The 22150-nt window shown below is 74.0% G+C and carries 21 protein-coding genes; 10 read left to right on the top strand and 11 right to left on the bottom strand.

All coding sequences use genetic code 11. From position 1 onward, the window contains the following. Positions 1-61: 61 nt before the first annotated feature. Both AB0J40_RS27515 and AB0J40_RS27520 read left to right on the top strand, forming a co-directional pair. Positions 62-1411: an aldehyde dehydrogenase family protein gene (locus AB0J40_RS27515; protein WP_364457892.1), complete on the top strand. Its 1350-nt coding sequence runs from the start codon at positions 62-64 to the stop codon at positions 1409-1411. Then, positions 1408-2571, top strand: a complete 1164-nt coding sequence (locus AB0J40_RS27520; protein ID WP_364457894.1) for an aromatic acid exporter family protein — start codon at positions 1408-1410, stop codon at positions 2569-2571. The genes AB0J40_RS27515 and AB0J40_RS27520 overlap by 4 nt, the downstream gene beginning before the upstream one ends. A 39-nt stretch (positions 2572-2610) precedes the next feature. Here the strand turns inward: AB0J40_RS27520 and AB0J40_RS27525 are convergent, their stop codons facing one another. From AB0J40_RS27525 to AB0J40_RS27565, 9 genes are all read right to left on the bottom strand, one after another. Continuing rightward, positions 2611-2790: a hypothetical protein gene (locus AB0J40_RS27525; protein ID WP_364457896.1), complete on the bottom strand. Its 180-nt coding sequence runs from the start codon at positions 2788-2790 to the stop codon at positions 2611-2613. 97 nt (positions 2791-2887) lie between these two features. Continuing rightward, positions 2888-3493 (bottom strand): NAD(P)H-dependent oxidoreductase, encoded by a 606-nt coding sequence (locus AB0J40_RS27530; protein ID WP_364457899.1) that lies wholly within the window; start codon positions 3491-3493, stop codon positions 2888-2890. Beyond that, entirely contained in the window at positions 3490-4794 is a 1305-nt protein-coding gene (locus AB0J40_RS27535) for a UDP-glucose/GDP-mannose dehydrogenase family protein (protein ID WP_364457902.1), read from the bottom strand. The genes AB0J40_RS27530 and AB0J40_RS27535 overlap by 4 nt, the downstream gene beginning before the upstream one ends. Beyond that, complete coding sequence (locus AB0J40_RS27540) at positions 4787-5737, bottom strand: glycosyltransferase family 9 protein (protein ID WP_364457905.1); 951 nt, start codon at positions 5735-5737, stop codon at positions 4787-4789. Before AB0J40_RS27540 ends, AB0J40_RS27535 begins: the two co-directional genes overlap by 8 nt. Beyond that, positions 5728-6414 (bottom strand): SDR family oxidoreductase, encoded by a 687-nt coding sequence (locus AB0J40_RS27545; RefSeq protein WP_364457908.1) that lies wholly within the window; start codon positions 6412-6414, stop codon positions 5728-5730. The genes AB0J40_RS27540 and AB0J40_RS27545 overlap by 10 nt, the downstream gene beginning before the upstream one ends. Positions 6415-6445: 31 nt before the next feature. Continuing rightward, a complete protein-coding gene (locus AB0J40_RS27550; protein WP_364457911.1) occupies positions 6446-7813 on the bottom strand; it encodes a PfkB family carbohydrate kinase in 1368 nt (455 codons plus the stop codon). Further along, positions 7810-8370, bottom strand: coding sequence for an SIS domain-containing protein (locus AB0J40_RS27555; protein WP_364458506.1), 561 nt, complete (start codon positions 8368-8370; stop codon positions 7810-7812). Before AB0J40_RS27555 ends, AB0J40_RS27550 begins: the two co-directional genes overlap by 4 nt. Beyond that, positions 8370-10043 (bottom strand): carbamoyltransferase C-terminal domain-containing protein, encoded by a 1674-nt coding sequence (locus tag AB0J40_RS27560; protein ID WP_364457914.1) that lies wholly within the window; start codon positions 10041-10043, stop codon positions 8370-8372. Before AB0J40_RS27560 ends, AB0J40_RS27555 begins: the two co-directional genes overlap by 1 nt. A 115-nt stretch (positions 10044-10158) precedes the next feature. After that, positions 10159-11124, bottom strand: a complete 966-nt coding sequence (locus AB0J40_RS27565) for a UDP-glucuronic acid decarboxylase family protein (RefSeq protein WP_364457917.1) — start codon at positions 11122-11124, stop codon at positions 10159-10161. 72 nt (positions 11125-11196) lie between these two features. Between AB0J40_RS27565 and AB0J40_RS27570 the strand changes: the two genes are divergently transcribed. Genes AB0J40_RS27570 through AB0J40_RS27580 form a run of 3 tightly spaced genes read left to right on the top strand, consistent with a single transcriptional unit; the run spans position 11197 to position 13792 of the window. Next, entirely contained in the window at positions 11197-12060 is an 864-nt protein-coding gene (locus AB0J40_RS27570; RefSeq protein WP_364457920.1) for a polysaccharide pyruvyl transferase family protein, read from the top strand. Then, positions 12057-12923, top strand: a complete 867-nt coding sequence (locus tag AB0J40_RS27575; protein WP_364457923.1) for a glycosyltransferase — start codon at positions 12057-12059, stop codon at positions 12921-12923. Before AB0J40_RS27570 ends, AB0J40_RS27575 begins: the two co-directional genes overlap by 4 nt. Then, the gene (locus AB0J40_RS27580) at positions 12902-13792 is read left to right on the top strand and encodes a glycosyltransferase (protein WP_364457926.1); all 891 of its coding nucleotides are present in this window, start codon (positions 12902-12904) and stop codon (positions 13790-13792) included. The genes AB0J40_RS27575 and AB0J40_RS27580 overlap by 22 nt, the downstream gene beginning before the upstream one ends. Positions 13793-13846: 54 nt before the next feature. On the opposite strand, the gene AB0J40_RS27585 is transcribed toward AB0J40_RS27580, so the two are convergent. Both AB0J40_RS27585 and AB0J40_RS27590 read right to left on the bottom strand, forming a co-directional pair. Continuing rightward, positions 13847-15055 (bottom strand): glycosyltransferase, encoded by a 1209-nt coding sequence (locus AB0J40_RS27585; protein WP_364457929.1) that lies wholly within the window; start codon positions 15053-15055, stop codon positions 13847-13849. 22 nt (positions 15056-15077) lie between these two features. Next, positions 15078-16007, bottom strand: a complete 930-nt coding sequence (locus tag AB0J40_RS27590) for a glycosyltransferase (protein ID WP_364457932.1) — start codon at positions 16005-16007, stop codon at positions 15078-15080. A 93-nt stretch (positions 16008-16100) separates the two neighbouring features. Here AB0J40_RS27590 and AB0J40_RS27595 point away from each other — a divergent pair, with 93 nt between their 5' ends. The 5 genes from AB0J40_RS27595 (at position 16101) to AB0J40_RS27615 (ending at position 22146) form a co-directional block, all read left to right on the top strand. Then, positions 16101-16715: a DUF47 family protein gene (locus AB0J40_RS27595; protein WP_364457935.1), complete on the top strand. Its 615-nt coding sequence runs from the start codon at positions 16101-16103 to the stop codon at positions 16713-16715. Next, complete coding sequence (locus AB0J40_RS27600; protein ID WP_364457938.1) at positions 16716-17711, top strand: inorganic phosphate transporter; 996 nt, start codon at positions 16716-16718, stop codon at positions 17709-17711. A gap of 91 nt (positions 17712-17802) precedes the next feature. Beyond that, on the top strand, positions 17803-18993 hold the full coding sequence (locus tag AB0J40_RS27605) for a zinc-dependent alcohol dehydrogenase (RefSeq protein ID WP_364457941.1): 1191 nt from the start codon (positions 17803-17805) through the stop codon (positions 18991-18993). Positions 18994-19013: 20 nt separating this feature from the next. Next, complete coding sequence (locus AB0J40_RS27610) at positions 19014-21038, top strand: CocE/NonD family hydrolase (protein WP_364457944.1); 2025 nt, start codon at positions 19014-19016, stop codon at positions 21036-21038. Between the two features lie 34 nt (positions 21039-21072). Then, positions 21073-22146 carry an NAD-dependent epimerase/dehydratase family protein gene (locus AB0J40_RS27615; protein ID WP_364457947.1) on the top strand — a complete coding sequence of 358 codons (1074 nt, stop codon included), beginning with the start codon at positions 21073-21075 and terminating at the stop codon, positions 22144-22146. Positions 22147-22150 lie beyond the last annotated feature (4 nt).

Raw genomic sequence — 22150 nt, forward strand, 5'->3', positions numbered from 1 at the left:
TCAAACGGCGTGTCGATCGCGGGCGCGCGGGTAACCGGGCAGGGACACGAAGGAGGTGCGGATGACCGCGGGGACGATCGAAATCCGGAACCCGGCCGACGGCAGCGTGGTGGGCAGCGTGCCGACCGCGGGCGAAGACGAGATCGACGCCGCCCTGTCGCTGGCGAACGAGACCCGGGCCGCCTGGGCGCGGACGCCGGCCGCCGAGCGCGGCGCGCTGCTGCACACCGCGGCCGAGCGGCTGCGGGCCCAGGCGGACGAACTGGCCGCCGCCAACGAGGCCGAAACGGGCCGGCCGCGCGACGAAGCCCGCGAAGGCGTGCTCGCCGGCGCCGGCACCCTGGACCAGTACGCCGAGCTCGGCCCGGTCCACCGCGGGCGCAGCCTGCTCGGCGACCCGGGCGCGACCGACCTGATGGTGCCCGAGCCGCGGGGCGTGGTCGTCGCGCTGACGCCGTGGAACGACCCGGTCGCGGTCGCCTGCGGCCTGCTCGGCGCGGCCCTGGTCACCGGGAACACCGTGGTGCACAAGCCGAGCGAGCGCGCGCCGCACACCGGGCAGCTGCTCGGCGAGATCCTGATCGGGGTGCTGCCCGGCGGCGTGCTGCAGACCCTGCAGGGGGACGGCGGGGTCGGCGCGGTCCTGGCGATGCGCGACGACGTCGACGTCCTCGCGCACGTCGGCAGCACCGCGACCGGCCGGTCGATCGCCGCGAGCGCGGCCGCGACCGGGGCGAAGACGCTGCTGGAGAACGGCGGCAACGACCCGCTGGTGATCGACGCGGAAGTCGACCCGGCGTGGGCGGCGGGCCAGGCGGCGCTCGGCGCGTTCGCCAACTCGGGCCAGATCTGCGTCGCCGTCGAACGGATCTACGTCCACGAGGCCGTCGCCGACGCCTTCCTCGCCGCGCTGGTCAAGGAGGCCGAAGCGCGGACCCTCGCGCCGCTGGTCGACCGGCGCCACCGCGACCACGTGCACTCGCACGTCGCGGACGCGGTCGAGCGCGGGGCCCGGGTGCTGACCGGGGGAGCGGTGCCGGACGGCCCCGGCGCGCACTACCCGGCGACCGTCCTCACCGGCTGCGCCCCGGACCTGCGGGTGATGACCGAGGAAACGTTCGGCCCGGTGGCGCCGGTGCGGGTGGTCGCGAGCTTCGACGACGGACTCGCCGAGGCGGCGAAGGGCGACTACGGGCTCGCGGCGACCGTGCTCACGGCGTCGATGGCGAACGCCCAGCGCGCGTGGCGGGAGCTGCCGGCCGGGACGGTGAAGGTCAACAACGTCTTCGGCGGCGCACCCGGCGGCGCGGCGCATCCCCGCGGCCGCAGCGGCAACGGCTACGGCTACGGGCCGGAACTGCTCGACGAGCTGACCCAGACGAAGCTCGTGCACGTGGCGCCGCCCGGATGACCGACCGGGACGGGCGATCCGTCCGGCTGAAGGCGGGGGACGAGGTCCGGCGGGGCCTCGCCGCCGCGTTCGGCACGGACGCCGAACGCCACGACCGGACGCCGGTGGGCTGGTTCGCCCGCGCGCTGCGGGTGCCCGGCCGCGAACGGCGGATCCTCGTCCAGACGGCGAAGGCCACGCTGGCGGCGACCGCGGCGTGGCTGCTGGCGACGCTGGTGCTGAAGCTGCCGCAGCCGTTCCTCGCGCCGTACGCGGCCATCTTCCTGGTGGAGGCGACCGTGTACCGGTCGCTGCGCGGGTGGCTCCAGCAGGTCGGCTCGGTGGCCACCGGGGTGCTGCTGGCCGCGGTGGCCGGCCAGCTGATCCCGGTGCAGGCGGTCGCGCTGGCCGTCGTCGTGTTCGTGGGCCTGCTCGCCGGGAACTGGCGGCGGTTCGGCGACTCCGGGGTCTGGGTCGGTGTCACCGGCATGCTGCTGATCTCCTACGGCACGGCCCGCGACCCGGCGCTGCTGGGCGACCGGCTCCTGGAGACGGCGCTGGGCGCGGCCATCGGCGTCGCGGTCAACACGCTGATCTTCCCGCCGCTGTACGGCGAACGGCTGGTCACGGCGACCGGCCGGCTCGCGACGGCGCTGGCGGGCCTGCTGGAGTCGCTGTCGGACCTGGTCCGCCACGACGAGCCGGGTGACCTCGACGAAGTGCTGGCACAGGCCCAGGACGCCCGCAGCCAGGTACTGGCGGCCGAGGAGGCGGTCGGCCTGACGCGCGAGGGGCGGAAGCTGAACCTGCGCCGCGGCCGTCCGACGGCGGGCGCGGACCATGAACGTCCACTTCGGACACTCAGCGAGTTGTGGCCGGCGGTGTCCCAGCTGATCGCGGCGGTCCGCACGACGACCCGGGCACACGACCGGCACCCGTTCGAGTACCCGTGGGCGGACGCGCGGGACTCGCTGGCCGACCTGGTGCACCACCTGGCGGGCGCGGTGCAGGCGGTGGCGGTCGTGGGGGAGCCGGTCGACCTGGAGGAGTGCCGGGCGCTGCTGCGGAAGCTGGAGGACCGGCTGGTGACGGCGGACGAGGACGGCGTACCGGCCCGGCTGGGCCTGGGCACGATGATCCTCCCCGCGCGGCTGCTGCTCGAGAAGCTGGAGAACCGCTGACACACGGGAAGGCCACCTCGAGGTGGCCTTCCCGCGGCGCTAGTGGACGGCGACGGCCTCGGCTTCCGAACGGTGCCGGCGGCAGGCCGTGCAGACCATCGTCTGGCCCAGCAGCGAGCCGTCGCCGGCGACCAGCCGGGCGACGTACAACGACGGCAAGCCGCACTCTTCGCACGGGATGGGCTTGCTGTCGCGGCTGATCACGACTCGGTTCGGCATGGTGGAGCCCCCTGTGGGATCGAAGGTCCCATCCGGCTACCCAGTGGCGTGCGCCACACTCGTCCGGCGCAGCGACACCACTCGAACGGAGTAATGGTCAGGACGCGGGGTACTGCTGGGCGCCGAGCAGGGTCGCCAGGTGGACGGCGTTGCGGACGAGCGTCGCGTTCGTCGAGGCCACGGCCTTCGGGGTTTCGTCGAGGTCCTGGTAGTCGCCGCCCTGCATGGCCTCGCCGTTCCAGTAGGTCGCGCCCTGGGCCGGAATCGTGAAGCCGACGTCGTCGAGCGCCTGGAACAGGTCCGCGATGATCTTGTGGGCGCCGTCCTCGTTGCCGACGACGGCGGCCACCCCGACCTTGCCGAACATCGACGGCCGGCCCTCGTCGTCGGTTTCGGACAGTTCCGCGTCCAGCCGCTCGAGGACCCGCTGCGCGACGCTCGACATGTGGCCGACCCACGTCGGGGTGGCGATCAGCAGGATGTCGGCGGCCGCGATCTTGCGGCGGATCTCCGGCCACTCGTCGCCGTCGCCCATGTCGGCTTCGACGCCCGGGCGGACGTCGTGGTCGACCACGCGGACCACCTCGCCGGTGACGCCGCGCTCGGCGAAGAGGTCGAGCAGCTGGCGCGCGATCAGGTCGCTGCTCGACTTCGCCGGCGACGGCTTGAGCGTGCAGGTCAGCGCGAGGACGCGCAGGGTCATGACTGCCTCCTGGGTGGGGTTCCGACGCCCACGTGCGTGAAGCCCGCGACGGCGCCGGGATCGAGCAGGTTGCGGGTGTCGACGACGATCGGCTGCGCGGCCGACGCGGCCAGCCGGGCCCAGTCGAGGTCCCGGAACTCCGGCCATTCGGTGAGCACGACCAGCGCGGCGGCGTCCTTGGCCACCAGGTACGGGTCGTCGACGACCTGGACGGCGTCCAGACCGGGCACGGCGCTCACGGCCGGGTCGTGGGCGGCCAGCTCCGCGCCCGCCCGGGCGAGATCGGCCGCCACGGCGAGAGCGGGCGAGTCGCGCAGGTCGCCGGTGCCGGCCTTGAACGCCAGGCCCAGCAGGCCGATCCGCGTGCCGGCGAGGGAGCCCGCCGGCGACCCGGTGACGGCCTGGCGCACGGCTCGCACGACCCGAGCGCGCTGCCGCGCGTTGACGCGGACCGCGTCGCGCAGGATGCCGAACTCGACCCCGGCGGACTCGGCCGCGTGCAGCAGCGCCGAGGTGTCCTTCGGCAGGCACGAGCCGCCCCAGCCGGGGCCGGGGGCGAGGAACTCCGGGCCGATCCGCGCGTCCATGCCCATCGTGCGCGCGACTTCGCGGACGTCGGCGCCGAATCGTTCGCACAGTTCGGCGAGGACGTTCACGTAGGACAGCTTCACCGCGAGGAACGCGTTGCTCGCGTACTTCGCGAGTTCGGCGCTGGCCGAGTCGGTCGCCACCACGGGCGCGCCGGTCGGCTCGTACAGCCGCGCCACGCGCGAGGCCGCGGGCGACTCCGGCGGGTCGGTGCCCACCACGACCCGGTCGGGGTGCAGGAAGTCCTCGACGGCGTGCCCTTCGCGCAGGAACTCCGGGTTGGCCACGACCGGCAGGTCGTCTCGGCCCAGCAGCCCGGGCAGCCGGGCCGCGGTGCCGACCGGGACCGTGGACTTCGTGACCACCACGCAGCCGGGCCGCAGCAGGCGCCCCAGCTGCGGCACGACCTGTTCGAGCACGCCGAGGTCGGGCCGCCCGTCCTCGGCGGGCGGCGTCGGCAGGCACAGGAAGACCAGGTCGGCGCCGTACAGCTCGGCCTGGGCGTCGGTGAAGGTGAGCGTGCCGTCCGCGATGCCCTGTGCGACCAGCTCCGGCAGGCCGGGTTCGGCGATGGCGACTTCACCGCGGCTCAGTGCGTCCACTTTGGACTCGTCGGCGTCCACGCAGGTCACCCGGTGCCCGAGCCGCGCGAAGCAGGCGGCACTCGTCAGGCCGACGTAGCCCGCGCCGACGATCCCGATGTGCTCAGCCATGCGCCACCCTCATTTCCAGGGCCGAGCGCGTGGCGGCGAGCACGCGCTCCTCGCCGAGGAGCAGCAGCCCGCCGTCGGGCTCTTCGCCGTGCGGGTCGCCGACGTTCCCGGCCCACAGCACGACGTGCTGCCGCGCGTCCGGCGGCGGTCCCCACAGCCGCGGCGGGGTCGGGCCGAACAGCAGCACCGACGGCGTGCCGAACGCGGTCGCGAGGTGGCCGACACCGGTGTCGCCGCAGACGACCAGCGCGGCGCCGGCGACCAGCGCGGCCAGTTCCGCCAGGTCCGTCCGCCCGGCCAGCACGGCGTCTTCGCCGAGCCCGGCGCGGTCGGCGATCGACGTCGCGAGCTCGCGTTCGCTCGCGCTGCCGGTGAGCACCACGCGGTGCCCGGCCGCGGCGAGCGCCCGCACCACGCCGGCGAACCGCGCCGGCGGCCAGCGGCGCGCGGGAAAGGCCGCGCCCGGGTGCACCACGACGGCGTCCGGTGCGGGGCTCGGGCCCGGCGGCACCGGCAGCCGCAGCGCCGTGCGGTCCGCTTCCAGGTGGGCGTATTCGACGAGCCGGCACCAGCGGTCGACTTCGTGGACGTCGTCGCGCCACTCGAGGCCGGGCACGTCGGGGAAGTCGGGGTGGTGGTGGGTCAGCAGCTCGCCGGGGTCGGTGGCCAGCAGGTCGTGGAGGCTCTCCGGGCCGCTGCCGTGCAGGTTGACTGCCAGCCTCGGCGGCGGTCCGGGCCAGGCGAGGTCGCCGAGGCCCGCGGTCGGCAGCAGCTCGTCGACCGCGTCGATCAGCTCGACGAGGTCGCGCAGCCCCTCCGGCGCGGCCAGGACCAGGCGGTCGTCCGGGTACGCCGCGCGCAGCGCCCGGAGCGCGGGGACGCCGGTCAGCAGGTCGCCGAGCCCGAGCGCGCGCAGCACGAGGACCGCGGAGCTCACGGCCACGACCCCTCCTCCGACGCGCACACGACGAGTTCGCGCACCTCCGAGCCGGGCGGCTGCCGCAGCGCGAAGACGACGGTGTCCGCGACGTTCTCGGGCTGGTTGAGCTTCGCGTCCGGCGGCGGCTTGTACTGGTCGGTGCGGCCGTCGAAGAAGTGCGTCCACATCCCGCCGGGGATGAGCAGCGTGACGCCGACGCGCCCGGCCAGCTCCGCTGCCAGCGCGCGGGTGAACCCGACGACGCCGAACTTCGAAGCGCAGTAGGCGGTCGCGTCGCTGACGGCCTTGATGCCCAGGGTGGACGCCACGGTGACGACCGTGCCGTGCGAACGCTCCAGGTAGGGGAGGGCGGCGCGGACGACGGCGGCGGTGCCGAGCAGGTTCACCTTCACGACCCGCTCCCAGTCCTCTGTGGACACTTCGCCGAGCGGGCCGCAGGCGTCGGTCCCGGCGGCGGTGAAGACGCCGTCGAGGCCACCGGCGCGCTCGGCGAGCTCGCGCACCGCGGCTTCGGTCGCCGCGGTGTCGGTCAGGTCGGCTTCGACGTATTCGGCCGGGTCCTCGGGGCGGACGCGGTCGAGGACGTAGGGGGTGCCGCCCGCCTTGCGGACGGCGTCGACGGTGGCGGCGCCGAGGCCGGAGGCACCACCGGTGATCAGGACGTTGCCGAGGGGTCGCATCGCACTCCTTCGGGAGTCGTCGGAAGGGAGATCAGGCACTCGCCGCCGCGGCGACCAGCCGGGACGTCGAGTAGCCGGGGACGGTCGGGACGAGCACGACCTCGCCGCCGTGGCGTTCGACGACCTCGCGTTCGGGCAGGTCGGCGGCGGCGTAGTCGCCGCCCTTGACCCACACGTGCGGGCGCAGCCGCTCCAGCACGGCGGCGGGGGAGTCCTCGTCGAACACGGCGACGGCGTCCACAAAGGACAGTGCGGTCAGCAGCCGCGCCCGGTCGCGGTCCCGCACGAGCGGGCGGCCGGGTCCCTTGAGGGCCCGCACCGACGCGTCGGAGTTGAGGCAGACGACGAGGGCGTCGCCGAGGGCGCGGGCCTGCCGCAGCAGGCTCACGTGCCCGGGGTGCAGCAGGTCGAAGCAGCCGCCGGTGGCGATGAGCCGGCCCCCGCGGTCCCGGACGCGCTCGGCGAGCCCGAAGGCGTCGGTGGCCGGCTGCGGGTCCGCCACCGGACCGTCGTTCGTGGACAGCGCCGTGGCCCCGCCGTCGGCTACGAACCGGGCCGCCGCCTCGACCGCGGTCGTCACGGCTTCCCCCGCGTCGGCGCCGTCGAGCAGGGCGGCGGTCGCGGCGGCGGCGAACCGGTCGCCCGCGCCGCACGTGTCGGGCGCCGCGTGCCCCGGTGCCCGGGCCGCGGCGGGGATCGGCACCGCCGTTTCGCCGAGCCCGTCGGACAGCACGGCACCGCGCGAGCCGACCGTCACCGCGACGGCGTCGGCGTGCCAGTGCCCGCGCAGCAGCTTGGCCAGCTCGGCGGGCTCTTCGTGCCCGGCGAGCACCGCGCGGGCCTCGGCGAGGTTCGGCGTGACCAGCGCGATCCCGGGCACCGGCTGGGCGCCGCGCGGGTGCGGGTCCCAGACGACGGGGATCCGCTCGGCCCGGTCGCGCAGCAGCCGGCGGACGTGCGGGTTGCGCGTCAGGCCGCGCCCGTAGTCGGCGACGAGGATCGCGCCGGCGTCTTCGAGGACCTCGCGCACCGGGGCGGGCAGCGGGCCGGCGGTGGCCGTGCCGTCGCCGGAATCCAGGCGCAGCAACGACTGCCCGCCCGCGCGGACGCGGGTCTTGCACACCGTCGTGCCGCGCAGCGGCAGCGGCAGCACGGTGACGTCGGGTTCGAGCAGGCCGGTGAGCGCGTGCCCGCCTTCGTCGTCGCCCAGCGGCGTCACCAGCACGACCTCCGCCGCGGACCGCGCCGCCAGCAGCGCGGCGAGGCCGGCGCCACCCGGGCGGCGGCGCCGTGCGGTCAGGTCGACCACCGGCACCGGCGCTTCCGGGCACAGCCGCTCGGCGGTGCCTTCGGCGTCGACGTCGAGCAGCGTGTCGCCGAGGACGACCAGCGGCTTCACGCGGTCACCCCGAGCGCGTCGTCGAGCGCCGCGCACAGGCCGTGCACCAGCGCCAGGTGCATCTCCTGGACGGTCGCGACGGTCGGCGCTTCGACCGTCACGGCGTCGTCGCACAACGCCGCGAGGGGGTTCGGCGCGGGCCCGGTCAGCGCCCACGTCGTGACGCCCAGCTCGTGCGCGGCCTTCGCCGCGGCGACGACGTTTTGGCTGGTTCCGCTGGTGGACAGGCAGACCAGCACATCGCCCGGCCGCCCGTGCGCGCGCACCTGGCGGGCGAAGACCTCGTGGTCGCCGTAGTCGTTGACGATGGCGGTGGTCGCGGAGGTGTCCGCGTGCAGCGCGATGGCCGACAGCGGCTGCCGTTCGTGGCGGAACCGCCCGACCAGCTCGCCGGTCAGGTGCTGGGCTTCGGCCGCGCTGCCGCCGTTGCCGCAGGCGAGCAGCCGGCCCCCGGCTTCGAAGACCCCGGCCAGGTGCCGGCCCCAGCCGGTGATCTTGGGGGCGGATTCGCGGGTTCGCCGGGCGGCTTCGGCCAGAGCGGCGAGATGGTCTTCCATCACGGCACCTCCTTCTCCTCCGGCGACGCCGCGCCGGGTCGGGTGGGACGGGGACGCCGGAGCACGAACGGCCCCAGCGCCAGCAGGTCGATCGGCGCCGAGCCGAAGCACTCCAGTGCGTCACGAGGCGAGTCGACCATCGGGCGGCCCGCGGTGTTGAGGCTGGTGTTGATCACGACCGGCAGGCCGGTCCGCCGTTCGAACCCGGCCAGCATCCGCGCCAGCACGGGGTTTTCGCGGTCTTCGACGGTCTGGACCCGGGCGGTGCCGTCGACGTGCGTGACGGCCGGGATCTTCTCCCGCCACTCTTCGGCGACGTCGTGCACGAACAGCATGTAGGGGCTCGGCAGCGGGCCGCGGGTGAAGATGTCGCCCGCGCGCTCGGCGCGCACCATCGGCGCCACCGGGCGGAACTGCTCGCGGCCCTTGACGTCGTTGAGGCGTTCGAGGTTCGCCCGGTGCCCAGGGTGGGCCAGCAGCGACCGGTGACCCAGCGCCCGCGGGCCGAACTCGGCGCGGCCCTGGAACCAGGCGATCACTTCGTCGTTCGCCAGTGCTTCGGCGACGGTCTCGGCGACGTCGTCTGGACGCTCGTAAGGCAGCTTCGCCTTGACGAGGATCTCTTCGAGCTGCTCGTCGGTCCACTCGCGACCCAGGCCGGCGTCGCCCATCGGCGCGCCGCGTTCCCCGGCGTCGGCGGCCAGTTGCAGGGCCGCGCCGAGCGCCGTGCCGGCGTCGCCCGCCGCGGGCTGCACCCAGACCCGGTCGAACGGGCCCTCGGCGTGCAGCCTGCTGTTGGCGACGCAGTTCAGCGCGATCCCGCCCGCGAGGGCGAGGTCGCGGTGGCCGGTGCGGTCGTGCAGCCAGTCGGTCAGCTCCAGCAGGATGTCCTCGAGGACCTTTTGGACGCTCGAGGCCAGATCGGCGTGCCGCCGGGTCAGGTCCTCGCCCGCTTCCCGGCGCGGGGCCAGGGCCGCCAGGTCCACGCCGGAAGCGTGGAAGCCGCCGTCGCCGGTGACGTGGACGTGCTCGCACAACTCGTCGAGGAACTCCGGCTTGCCGTAGGAAGCCAGCGCCATGACCTTGTATTCGTCGCTGGAGCGCGCGAACCCGAGGTGCTCGGTCAGGTCTTCGTAGAGCAGCCCGAGCGAGTGCGGGAGCTTTTGCGCGGCCAGTTCCTTGAACCGGCCGTCGCGGTACTCACCGGCCAGGTAGGACGTGCTTTCGCCGCGGCCGTCGGCCACGAGCACGGCGCAGTCGCCGAACGGCGCGGCCAGCGCGGCCGACGCGGCGTGCGCGACGTGGTGGCGGACGAACTTGACGATGCCCGGGTCCAGGCCGGGCAACGCGGACTTGAGGAACAGCGGCGCCCGTTTCGCGAACTCCGTCCGCAGTTCCTCGCCACTGGGGTCGTGGCCGGCCAGGCCCGGTTCGACCAGCGCGGGGTCGTAGGAGTAGCCGACGGCGTCGAGGTCCTTCGCGGACAGCCCGGCCCGCTCCAGGCACCAGGCCGCGGCCTGCGCGGGCTGTTCCCACGTGGAGAACGGGACGGCCTGCTTACCGTGCTTGCGGCGGCTGAAGCGTTCTTCTTCGGCCGCGGCGACGATCTCGCCGTCCACCACCAGCGCGGCGGCCGGGTCGTGGAAGACGGCGTTGATCCCGAGGATGCGCATCGACCTGCCTCTGGCGTTCCGGTGCGGACTCCATCGCCGGTCCGCTCTCGCCTATAGCGCTACCCGGCGAAGTCGGCGATAAACGATGGCGCGCAAAAGCCCTGGGCGTCGCTACTCAGCGCAGCGGTGCTCGGCGGAACCACGCCGCGGTGCGCCGGAGGCCGTCGTCGGCGTCGATCTTCGGTTCCCAGCCGAGGACGTCGCGGGCGAGCGAGATGTCGGGGCAGCGGCGCTTCGGGTCGTCGACGACGGCGTCGATCTCCACGAGGGGGGAGTCCGAGCCGGTGATCTCCTTGATCCGCTCGGCCACCTGGCGCACCGTCAGCTCGTACGGGTTGCCGATGTTCACCGGCCCCGGGTGGTCCGAGCGCGCGAGCGCCAGGAGACCGCGGACGGTGTCCTCGACGTAGCAGATGGACCGCGTCTGCTCGCCGGTGCCGGTGACCGTGATCGGTTCGCCCTTGAGGGCCTGGTCGAGGAACGCGGGGATCATCCGGCCGTCGTGGGCGCGCATGCCGGGGCCGTAGGTGTTGAAGATCCGCGCGATCCCGGTGTCGACGCCGTGTTCGCGGCGGTAGGCGGAGGTGAGGGCTTCGGCGAAGCGCTTGGCCTCGTCGTAGACGCTGCGGGGGCCGATCGGGTTGACGTTGCCCCAGTACTCCTCGCGCTGCGGGTGCTCCAGGGGGTCGCCGTAGACCTCGCTGGTGGAGGCGAGCACGAACCGGGCGCCGTCGCGGCGGGCGAGCTCGAGCGCGTGCTCGGTGCCGTGGGAGCCGGCGCGCAGCGTCTCCAGCGGCAGGGCGAGGTAGTCCCGCGGCGACGCGGCCGACGCCAGGTGGAACACGACGTCGGCCCGGCAGCTCGGCGGCATCGGCTGGGTGACGTCGTGGCGCACGAACCGGAACCCCTCGTGGCGGCGCAGCTCGTCGAGGGTGTCCGCCGAGGACGTCACGAGGTTGTCCACGGCGATCACTTCGATGTCCTCTTCGAGCAGCAGCTCGCACAGGTGCGCGCCGACGAAGCCGGCACCCCCGGTCACCACCGCACGCTCGAACCGCCTGGTCACTCCCGGATCCGTCATGTCGTGGCGGCTACCCGGGCGCGGCCGGCGCAAACGCCGTGTAAGGCCACCGCGAGCGGGTACGCCGCGACCATGCGAGTTCTGCTCACCGGATGGGCCAGTTTCCTGCACGGCGAAGCGACCGCGGGTGACGTCCTCAGCTTGCGCGCGGTGGGGGCCGCGCTCGGGCAGGCGGGGATCGACCACGACGTCGTCTGGAGCCCCGGTTTCCGCCCCGGCACCCGGCACCTGCCCGACGCGCCGCCCGGGGACTACACGCACGTGGTGTTCGCCTGCGGCCCGGTGCACGGGCCGCAGGTGCGTTCCCTGCACGAGCGGTACGCGTCCTGCCGCCGGATCGCGGCCGGGGTGACCGTGCCCGACCCGGAAGACCCGGCGGTGACCGGGTTCCACCGGGTCTTCCCACGCGACGTCTTCCCGCGTGACGACGGGGCCACCCCGGACCTCTCCCTGGCCGCGCCGGTCGCGAAGACGCCGGTGCTCGGCGTGGTGCTCGCGCCGCATCAGCCCGAGTACGGCGGCACCGGGCGGCACGACGAGGTCCACGACGCGCTGACCGGCTGGGTCGCCGGCCTGGACTGCGCGCGGGTGCCGCTGGACACGCGGCTGGCGCACGAGGACTGGCAGCGGTGCGCCACGCCGGACCAGTTCGTCTCACTGGTGTCCAAAGTGGACGCAGTCGTCACCACGCGGCTGCACGGGCTGGTGCTCGGGCTGAAGGCGGGGGTACCGGTGGTCGCCGTCGACCCGGTGGCCGGCGGCGGAAAGGTGACCGCGCAGGCGAAAGCGCTGGGCTGGCCGGTCGTCGCGGCCGAGGACGCCGGGGACGCGGCGCTGCTCGACGCCCGCCTGAAGTGGTGCCTGTCCACCGCGGTCGCGCCACCGCCGGCACCGTCCCTGACCGGGTTGCTCGACGAGCTGGCGGGTTCGCGGTGAGCGCGCGCACGACCGTCGTCATCGCCACCCACAACCGCGCCGCGGAGCTGGCGCGCACCCTCACACAGTTGTCCTCTTTGGACCCCCGACCGCCGGTCGTGGTGCTGGACAACGCCTCCGAGGACGACACGCCCGGCGTCGCCGCGCGGTTCCCCGGCGTCCGGCTGATCCGGCTGCCGCACAACCTCGGTGCCGCCGCCCGCACGCTCGGGGTGCTCGTCGCCGAGACCCCGTACGTGGCGTTCAGCGACGACGATTCGTGGTGGGCTCCCGGCACCCTGCCCGAAGCCGAACGGATCTTCGACGAGCACCCGCGGGCCGGCCTCCTCGCCGCGCGCACCCTCGTCGGCCCGGAGTGCCGGGACGACCCGGTGACGCCCGACATGGAACGCAGCCCGCTCGGCCGCCCCGACGGTGCGCCCGGGCCGCTGGTGCTCGGGTTCCTGGCCTGTTCCGCGATCGTCCGCCGGACGGCGTACCTGCAGGTGGGCGGCTTCAGCCCGCTGCTGCACTTCGGGGCCGAGGAGCAGCTGCTCGCCTACGACCTGGCCGCGCGCGGCTGGGACGTCTGCTACGTCGGGCACCTGCGCGCCCACCACCACCCGTCGCGGTCGCGGCCGCCGTCGTCGTGGCGCCGCCGGGCCGAGCTGCGCAACCGGCTGCTCATCGCCGTGCTGCGCCGTCCGCCGCGCGTCTGCCGCCGGGAGGTGGCCCGGACGCTCGTCGCCGCGCCGGGCGCCGTGCTCGGCGCGGTCGCCCGGCTGCCCCGGGCGCTCGGCTCCCGCCGCGTCCTGCCCGCCCACGTCGAAGACCAGGCCCGGACTCTGGAAAGGACCGCCGAATGGCGCGCATCTCGGTCGTGATCATCACCTGCAACCGCCGTGAGCAGCTGCGGGAGACCCTGGCGCACATGACGTCCCTGCCGGACGATCCGCCGATCTTCGTCGCGGACAACGGGTCCGCCGACGGCACGGCCGCCATGGTCGCGCGCGAGTTCCCCGGCGTCCGGCTGTTCGCCTTGGCGGACAACCTCGGCGCGGTGGCGCGCAACATCGCCGTCGAGGAGGTCGCGACGCCGTACGTGGCGTTCTGCGACGACGACACGACCTGGCAGCCGGGCGCGCTGACCCGGGCGGCGGACATCCTGGACGCCCACCCCGGCCTGGGCTCGGTGACCGGGCGCTGCCTGGTCGAGCCGGGCCTGGCCGAGGACCCGATCACGCCGGAGCTGCGCGGATCGCCGGTGCCGGGCCCGTCGTGGCTGCCGGGACCGGCGCTGCTGGGCATCATGGCCGGGCTGACCGCGGTGCGCGTCAGCGCGTTCCGCGAGGTCGGCGGCTTCTCGACGCGGATGTGGCTGGGCGGCGAGGAGGAGCTGTTCGCGCTGGACCTCGCCGCGCGCGGCTGGTGGATGTGCTGGGCCGAGGACGTGGTGATCCACCACGCGCCGTCGAAGCTGCGCGACCCGCGCCACCGCCGCCGCCTCGGTATCCGCAACACACTGTGGACACTCCTGCTGCGCCGGCCGTGGCCGGCGGTGTTCCGCCGCGGCCGCGAGGTGCTGCGCACGGCCCCTCGCGACCGCGCGACGGCCGCGGCCCTGCTGGACGTGCTCCGCGGCCTGCCCTGGGTCCTGGCGGACCGCAAGGTCGTCCCGCCGCACGTCGAGCACGGCCTGTACCTGCTGGAAGAGCCCCAGCGGAACTCGAAGGCCCGCCGTTACGTGGGCTGACGCCGTCGTGAGTGGTCAGGACGGTTCTGACCGTCCTGACCACTCACGAGGCGGTCAGCGGGCTTCGGCGGTGGCCGCCTGCTGCGGGACGAGCTTGTGGTACGCCCGGAGCGTGTCGGCCGCGACGCGGTCCCACGAGTAGCGGGCCACCGCGCGGTCGTGGCCGGCGGTGCCGTAGGCGTGGCAGAGCGCCGGGTCCTCGAGCAGCCGCCGGACCCGGGACGCGAGCTCCTTCGGCTGGTGCGGCCGGACCAGCAGTCCGGTGACGCCGTCGACGACGGTGTCGGTCAGCCCGCCGACCGCGGCCGCGACCACCGGGACCCCGCAGGCCATCGCTTCCAGCGGCACGATCCCGAACGGCTCGTACCACGGCGTGCACACGACGGCGTCGGCCGAGCGCAGCAGGGCCGGCATGTCCTCACGGGACACCTGGCCGGGCCACCGGACGCGCTCGCCGACCCCGAGCCGGTCGGCCAGCTCCCGCAGGCGCCGGGCCTCCGGGTCCTGCGACAACCGCCCGCGCTCGGGACCGCCCGCGATCACCAGTTCGGTGTCCGGCAGCTGGGCGAGCGCGGTGATCGCGATGTCGAACCCCTTGCGCGGCACCAGCCGGCCGACGGCCACCAGCCGGTGGGCTTCGCGGCGGCGGGCGACGGGCCCGTCGGTGGAGAAGCGCTTGAGGTCGACGCCGCAGGGCACGATCGAAATCCGCGACCGCGGCACGCCGAGGCGCGAGAGCTCGAACACCTCGTCGGAGCAGGTGGCGATGACGCGCCCGGCCTGCCTGCCGATGATCCGCTCCAGCCGGATCCGGTCGGCCGGGCTGGTGTCCTGGTCACCCTGGTAGCGCTTCTTGACGACGCCGAGGGCGTGGAACGTCTGCGCGACGGGCGTCCCGGTCGCGCTCGCCGCCAGGGCGGTCGCCAGGCCGGACATCCAGAAGTGCGCATGTGCCACGTCCGGCCGGTCGGCGGCCCACCGGTCCCGCAGGAAGCTGCCGAACTCGCCCATGTACGGCAGCAGGTGGTCCTTCGGCTCCTTCCGCGGTGGCCCGGCGGGCACGTGCACGACGTGGTACCCCTGCGGCGTCCGGACCTCGGCCGGCTCGTCGAGGCTCTCCCGGCGCGTGTAGACGGTGACTTGGTGGCCGGCGCGCGTGAGGGCCGCCGACAGCTCGGCGACGTGCACGTTCTGTCCGCCGGCGTCGGCTTCGCCCAACGCGGCCAGTGGGTTGGCGTGCTCGGACACCATCGCGATCTTCATCGGTGAGGCGTTCCCTTCGGGGTCAGCGGGCCGTCTCGGCGAGGAGGTGGTCCCAAGCGGTCAGGAAGGCGTCCAGCCCGTGGTGTTTCAGGGCGTGTTCGCGGGCGTTCTTGCCGGCCAGCGCGGCGAAGTCGGGTTCGTGCACCAGCTCGCGGAAGCCCCGGGCCAGCACCGAAACGTCGGTGGAGAGCACGCCCGCGTCGGGCGGCACGGCCTCGATCGCCTCGGTGGCGGCGAAGACGACCACCGGCATCGCCAGGTGCATCGCCTCCAGAAGGGACAGTCCCAGCGAGGTCCAGCGGGCGGTGTGCAGGTAGACGCGGCGGCGGGCGATCTCGTCGTGCAGTGCCGGCGCGGGGACGTCGCCGCGGCCGCCGACCTCCTCGGTCCCGATGCCGAACAGGTCGACCGGCGCGGCCTCGGCCAGCGTCTCCAGCAGGTCGGCGCCGGTCACGCGGCGGCGGCGCACCGGCTCGTTGATCATCGACACGCCGGCGGCGAGCTCGCCGGTGTAGCGCGCGCCCGGATCGGGGATGCCGTGCGGGACGACGGTGGTGGGCGCGCGGCCGCAGTCCCACATCGCCTCGTTGAAGTGGGTCACGTGCGCGACGGTGACGTCCGACCGCCCGGCCAGGGGGTGCTCGCTCGAAGCGGCGTACGGCCGCGGCGCGTTGTGTTCGACGTAGACGGCCGGTGCACCCAGGCGCGCCACGAGCTCGAGCTCCTCGGGACGCTGCACCACGACGACGTCCGGCTCGGCCTCGGCCAGGCGGTCGAGCGGCACCTCGGTGACCGACGGCCAGTCGCGGCCCGCCTTCCCGAGGCCCCAGGGCGCTCCTTCGGCAGACACCGGCAGCAGGTACTGGTGCCGTCCGCGCACGAAGGCGTCGGTCCACGAGCCGTGCACGTGCCAGAGCAGTACTCTCAGGCGCCGGGATCCGGGTTCGGTCATGGCCACCTGGTTTCCCGGAGATCGCCCGTTAAACGTGCCCCACGAGGGGGTACCCGGCTCACGGCGGTTGCGTCGACGAAGGGACGGCCATCCATGCGGTTCACCCCACGGGGTACCCGGTTCTTCGACCTGCTCACGGATGCGGCGAGAAACCTGGTGACCGCCACCGCGGTGCTGCGCGAGCTCGTCGCCGCCGAGCCCGGCGAGCGGGAGCCCCTCGCCAAGCGCCTGCACGAGGTCGAGCACCACGGCGACGAGCTGCTGCACACGATCATGGTCGAGCTGAACAGCTCGTTCGTGACGCCGTTCGACCGCGAGGACATCCAGGCGCTGGCCGGGAAGATCGACGACGTGCTCGACTTCATGGACACCGCGGCGGACCTGGCCGTGCTGTACCGCATCGAGGCGTTCCCGCCGGGCACGGACCTGCTGGTCCGGGTGCTGTGCCGGTGCGCCGAGCTGACCGCGAACTCGATGCCGGGGCTGGCGAAGGTGGGCGAGCTCGAGCCGTACTGGATCGAGATCAACGAGCTGGAGAACGAGGCCGACCGCGTCTACCGGCGCGTGCTGGCCCACCTGTTCGAACCCGGCGGGGACGCGCTCGAGGTGCTGAAGACCAAGGAGGTCGTCGAGCAGTTCGAGCTGGCGGCCGACGCGTTCGAGCACGTTGCCGACGTGGTGCAGACCATCGCCGTCAAGGAGTCCTGAGTGACGGGCACGGCCGCCCTGGTCGTCGTGATCGTCCTGACGCTGTTCTTCGACTACACCAACGGGTTCCACGACGCGGCGAACGCGATCGCGAGCGCGGTGTCGACGCGGGCGCTGACCCTGCGCGCCGCGCTGCTGCTGGCGGCGGTGATGAACCTGGCGGGCGCGCTGCTGTCGACGGGCATCGCCGCGACGGTGGCGAAGGGCATCATCGACGTCCCGGCGGGCCCGGACGCGCTGACGGTGGTGTTCGCGGCGCTCGCCGGGGCGATCACGTGGAACCTGGTCACCTGGTACTTCGGGCTGCCGTCGTCGTCCTCGCACTCGCTGATCGGCGGGATGGTGGGCGCGGCACTGGCCGCGGCGAGCACCGTGCACTGGGCGGGGATCGCGGAGAAGGTGCTGATCCCGATGGTGGCGTCGCCGCTGCTCGGGCTGGGGCTGGGTTACGTGGCGATGGTGGCGGCGCTGTGGCTGCTGCGCCGCGCGAACCCGCACCGCAGCGGCCGGGTGTTCCGCCGGTTCCAGATCCTCTCGGCGTCGGCGCTCGCGCTGGGCCACGGGCTGCAGGACGCCCAGAAGGGCATGGGCGTGATCGTCCTGGCACTGGTGGCGGCGGGCGAGCAGGCGACGTTCGCGGTGCCGTTGTGGGTGACCCTGCTGTGCGCGGCGGCGTTGTCGCTGGGCACCTATTCGGGTGGTCTCCGGATCATGCGCACCCTCGGGCGCCGGGTGTTCCCGCTGGACCCGCCGCACGGGTTCGTGGCGGAGTCGGTGGCCTCGTCGGTGCTGTACGTGACGGCGTTCGCGGTGAAGGCCCCGATCTCGACGACCCACGTGATCACGGCGGCGATCATGGGCGTCGGCGCGACCCGCCGGCTCTCGGCGGTGCGGTGGGGGATCGCCCGGGACATCGTGCTCGGCTGGGTACTGACGTTCCCGGCGGCGGCAGCCGTGGCGGCGGCGGTGTACCTGGTGGCGGACGCGCTCACCTGAGCGGCGGGGCGGGGCGCTGACCTGAGCCGCGTTTGCCACTTCCTCCTGCGGGAAACCGGGCCCCGAGACCCGTACCCGGAAAGGGAGAGCCATGAAGGCAGTGACCTGGCACGGCAAGCGCGACGTCCGCGTCGAGGACGTACCGGACCCCAAGATCGAGGAGTCCACCGACGCCGTCATCCGCGTCACCTCGACCGGGATCTGCGGCTCGGATCTGCACCTCTACGAGGTCCTGGGCGCGTTCATGACCGAGGGCGACATCCTCGGCCACGAGCCGATGGGCATCGTCGAGGAGGTCGGGGACGCCGTGCCGAACCTCAAGCCCGGCGACCGCGTCGTCATCCCCTTCAACATCTCCTGCGGCCACTGCTGGATGTGCGAACGCGGCCTGCAGTCGCAGTGCGAGACCACCCAGGTCAAGGAGCACGGCAAGGGCGCCTCGCTGTTCGGCTACACCAAGCTCTACGGCCAGGTCCCCGGCGGCCAGGCCGAGTACCTGCGCGTGCCGCAGGCGCAGTACGGCCCGATCAAGGTGCCGGACGGCCCGCCGGACGAGCGGTTCGTCTACCTCTCCGACGTCGTCCCGACGGCTTGGCAGGCCGTCGAGTACGCGAGCGTTCCCCGGGACGGCACCGTCGTCGTCTTCGGGCTCGGGCCGATCGGGCAGATGTGCTGCCGGATCGCGCGGCACCGCGGGGCCGCCCAGGTGATCGGCGTCGACCTCGTGCCCGAGCGGCTCGCCCGGGCCCGCGAGCACGGCGCCACCGCCCTCGACACCCGCGACCACAAGGACATCGGCGACGCCGTCCGGCAGCTGACGAACGGCCGTGGCGCCGACTCCGTCGTCGACGCCGTCGGCATGGAGGCCCACGGCGCCCCGGTCGGGAAGCTCGCGCACACGCTCGTCGGCCTGCTGCCGCAGCCGCTGGGCGAGAAGATCACCGAGAAGGCCGGCATCGACCGCCTGAGCGTGCTCTACGCCGCGATCGACGCCGTCCGCCGCGGCGGCACCATCTCGCTGTCCGGCGTCTACGGCGGCATGGTCGACCCGATGCCGATGATGGAGCTGTTCGACAAGCAGGTGCAGCTGCGGATGGGCCAGGCCAACGTCCGGCACTGGCTCGACGACGTCATGCCGGTGCTCACCGGCGACGGCGACCCGCTCGGCGTCGAGGGCTTCGCCACCCACAAGCTGCCCCTCGCCGACGCGCCCCGCGCGTACGAGATCTTCCAGAAGAAGCTCGACGGCGCGCAGAAGATCCTGTTGCAGCCCAACGCATAACCCCGGGAGGGAACTGACTCTTGCGAGCCGTCACCTCGCTGCCGTACGAAATCACTGTTGAGGACCACGTCCGGATTCCGGCGTCCGACGGAACCGTGCTGTCCGCCCGCATCTGGCGGCCGGTCTCCTCGGACGCCGAGCCCGTCCCGGCGATCCTCGAATACATCCCGTACCGCAAACGCGACCTGACCGCCCCGCGCGACTCGATCCACCACCCCTACCTTGCCGGCCACGGCTACGCGTGCGTGCGCGTCGACATCCGCGGCACCGGCGAGTCCGAGGGCGTCCTGGCCGACGAGTACCTCGAACGCGAGCAGCTCGACGCCGAGGACGTCCTGGAGTGGATCGCCACGCAGCCGTGGTGCACCGGAGACACCGGGATGATGGGGATCTCCTGGGGCGCGTTCGCCGCCCTGCAGGTCGCGGCGCGGAAGCCGCCGAGCCTGCGCGCCATCGTGATCTCCTCGTTCACCGACGACCGCTTCGCCGACGACATGCACTACATGGGCGGCTGCCTGCTGTCGGACAACGTCGCCGAGTCGGGCACCATGTTCGCCTACGCCACGCTGCCGCCCGACCCGGCGGTCGTCGGCGACCGGTGGCGCGAGATGTGGCTGGAGCGGCTGGAGAACTGCAGCCTGTGGATCGAGAACTGGCTCGGCCACCAGCGCCGGGACGACTACTGGCGGCACGCCTCGGTGTCGGAGAACTACAGCGACGTCCAGGTCCCGGTGCTGGCCTCCAGCGGCTGGGCCGACGGCTACTCCAACGCCGTCATCCGGCTGCTGGCCCACCTCGACGTCCCGCGGCGCGGGCTGATCGGGCCGTGGTCGCACAAGTACCCGCACCTCGGGGAGCCGGGCCCGGCCATCGGCTACCTCCAGGAAGTCGTGACCTGGTGGGACCACTGGCTGCGCGGCGCCGACAACGAGGCCATGGACGGGCCGATGCTGCGGACGTGGATGCAGGAGAGCGTCCCGCCGTCGACGTCCTACGAGGACCGGCCCGGCCGGTGGGTCGGCGAGGCCACCTGGCCCTCGCCGCACGTGCGGCCGCAGGAGCTGCCGCTGGCGCGCCACCGGCTCGCGCGGCCGGGGGAGACCGTGGCCGACGAGGCGCTGACGGTGTCCTCGCCGCTGTCGGTCGGCCAGTTCTCCGGCAAGTGGGCGTCCTACAGCGCCCCGCCGGACCTGCCCTACGACCAGCGCGAAGAAGACGGCGGCTCGCTCGTCTTCGACACCGACGTGCTCACCGAGCGCTGCGAAATCCTCGGCTCGCCGGTCGTCCGGCTGGAGGTGTCGGCCGACCGGCCGGTCGCGATGGTCGCGGCCCGGCTGTCCGACGTCGCCCCGGACGGGCGCGCCACGCGTGTCACCTACGGCCTGCTCAACCTGACCCACCGCGACGGCCACGACGAGCCGGCGCCGATGGAACCCGGGCAGCGGTGCGCGGTCGAGATCGAGCTGAACGCCGTCGCCCAGGCTTTCCCGGCGGGGCACCGGATCCGGCTGTCACTGTCCACTTCGTACTGGCCGCTGGCGTGGCCGCCGCCGGAGCCGGTGCTGCTGAGTGTCCACACCGGACACAGCGCGCTGGAGCTGCCGGTCCGGCCGGTCGCCGAACCGGACGAGCTGCCCGCCCGGCCGTTCGGCGAACCCGAAGGCGCGCCGCCGATGCCGGTGACCGCGCTGACGCCGGGGGAGCAGCGCTGGACCGTCTCGCGGGACCTCGTCGACTACCACTCCGCGCTCGACATCGTGAAGAACGCCGGCACCGTGCGCTTCGACGACCTCGACTTGGAGGTGAGCCGGGACGTCCGGGAGCGCTACACCTGGGAGGCCGACGACTTCTGCTCGCCGGTCGCCGAAACCGAGTGGCTCGTGACCTTCTCGCGAGGCGAGTGGCTGGCGCGCAGCGAGACGCGGACCCGGGTGTCCTGCACGGACACCGAGTTCGTGATCGACGCCCAGCTCGACGGCTACGACGGCGCCCGCCGGATCGTCTCGCGCAACTGGCACCGGCGGATCCCGCGGGACCTCGTCTGAGTTTCGCTTTCGCGTGACGGGGTACGCACTCCCAGTGCGGATAGTGATCACCGGGGCCACCGGCAACGTCGGGACGGCGCTGCTGGACGCCCTCGACCCTGCCCACGACGTCGTCGGCCTGGCGCGCCGGCTGCCCGACACCACGGCGGAGCCGTACCGCCGGGCCGGCTGGCGCGCCGCCGACATCGGGGTCCGGGGTGCCGAGCAGGAGCTGACCCGGTTGTTCGACGGAGCGGACGCCGTCGTCCACCTCGCCTGGGCGATCTCGCCGGTGCGCGGCGACCCGCCGATGTGGCGCACCAACGACCACGGCACCCGGCACGTCCTCGCCGCGGCCGCGGCGGCCGGGGTGCCGCACGTGGTGGCCGCGTCGTCGGTCGCCGCCTACGGGCCCGCGCCGCGCTGGGAGAAGGTGCCGGAAACCCATGCCTGCACCGGGATCCCGCACAGCGCCTACAGCCGCGGCAAGGCCGCGCTGGAAACCCTGCTCGACCGGTTCGAGCAGCGGCACCCCGAGGTCGCGGTGGCCCGGATCCGGCCGTGCGCGATCGTCCAGCGGCGCGCCGCCGGCGAGTTCGCGCGCTGGCTGCTCGACCCGGTGGTGCCCGCGCGGATCGTCGGCGGCCGGCGGCTGCCGGTTCCGCTGTGGACCGGCCTGCGCGCCCAGGCGGTGCACACCGCCGACGTCGCCGAAGCGATCCGGCTGATCCTCGACCGCCGGTTCGCCGGCGCGGTCAACCTCGCCGCGCCCGAAGTCCTCGACTCCGACGCGCTCGCCGAAGTCCTCGGCGGCCGGCGCGTCCCGGTCCCGAAGCCGCTGGCGCTGGTGGCCGTCCGGGCGGCCTGGGCGGCCGGCGCGCTGCCGGTGCACCCGGGCTGGCTGGAACTGGCCGACCGCGCGGCCCTCGCGGACCCGGCGCTGGCGGAGACCGCGCTGGGCTGGCAACCTCGGTACGACGCCGCGTCCGCGGTCGCCGAGCTGGTCGCCGGGCTCCGGTCGGGCGAGGGGGCGGCGAGCCCGCCCCTGGCGCCGCCGCGCCGCGGCGGGGTCGTGTCCAGGCTGCGCTCGCTCACGCGGGTGGGGCCGAGCCACCAGTCGCAAGCCTGAACGG

The sequence above is a fragment of the Amycolatopsis sp. NPDC049691 genome (genome assembly GCF_040675005.1).
In the GTDB taxonomy this organism is placed as follows: Bacteria; Actinomycetota; Actinomycetes; order Mycobacteriales; family Pseudonocardiaceae; genus Amycolatopsis.

Coding starts and splice junctions, on each gene's coding strand:
- AB0J40_RS27570 (WP_364457920.1), top strand. CDS start 11,197: ATGCGAGTTCTGCTCACCGGATGGGCCAGTTTCCTGCACGGCGAAGCG.
- AB0J40_RS27530 (WP_364457899.1), bottom strand. CDS start 3,493: ATGACCCTGCGCGTCCTCGCGCTGACCTGCACGCTCAAGCCGTCGCCG.
- AB0J40_RS27520 (WP_364457894.1), top strand. CDS start 1,408: ATGACCGACCGGGACGGGCGATCCGTCCGGCTGAAGGCGGGGGACGAG.
- AB0J40_RS27590 (WP_364457932.1), bottom strand. CDS start 16,007: ATGACCGAACCCGGATCCCGGCGCCTGAGAGTACTGCTCTGGCACGTG.
- AB0J40_RS27560 (WP_364457914.1), bottom strand. CDS start 10,043: ATGCGCATCCTCGGGATCAACGCCGTCTTCCACGACCCGGCCGCCGCG.
- AB0J40_RS27535 (WP_364457902.1), bottom strand. CDS start 4,794: ATGGCTGAGCACATCGGGATCGTCGGCGCGGGCTACGTCGGCCTGACG.
- AB0J40_RS27585 (WP_364457929.1), bottom strand. CDS start 15,055: ATGAAGATCGCGATGGTGTCCGAGCACGCCAACCCACTGGCCGCGTTG.
- AB0J40_RS27565 (WP_364457917.1), bottom strand. CDS start 11,124: ATGACGGATCCGGGAGTGACCAGGCGGTTCGAGCGTGCGGTGGTGACC.
- AB0J40_RS27525 (WP_364457896.1), bottom strand. CDS start 2,790: ATGCCGAACCGAGTCGTGATCAGCCGCGACAGCAAGCCCATCCCGTGC.
- AB0J40_RS27515 (WP_364457892.1), top strand. CDS start 62: ATGACCGCGGGGACGATCGAAATCCGGAACCCGGCCGACGGCAGCGTG.
- AB0J40_RS27580 (WP_364457926.1), top strand. CDS start 12,902: ATGGCGCGCATCTCGGTCGTGATCATCACCTGCAACCGCCGTGAGCAG.
- AB0J40_RS27605 (WP_364457941.1), top strand. CDS start 17,803: ATGAAGGCAGTGACCTGGCACGGCAAGCGCGACGTCCGCGTCGAGGAC.
- AB0J40_RS27545 (WP_364457908.1), bottom strand. CDS start 6,414: ATGCGACCCCTCGGCAACGTCCTGATCACCGGTGGTGCCTCCGGCCTC.
- AB0J40_RS27555 (WP_364458506.1), bottom strand. CDS start 8,370: ATGGAAGACCATCTCGCCGCTCTGGCCGAAGCCGCCCGGCGAACCCGC.
- AB0J40_RS27595 (WP_364457935.1), top strand. CDS start 16,101: ATGCGGTTCACCCCACGGGGTACCCGGTTCTTCGACCTGCTCACGGAT.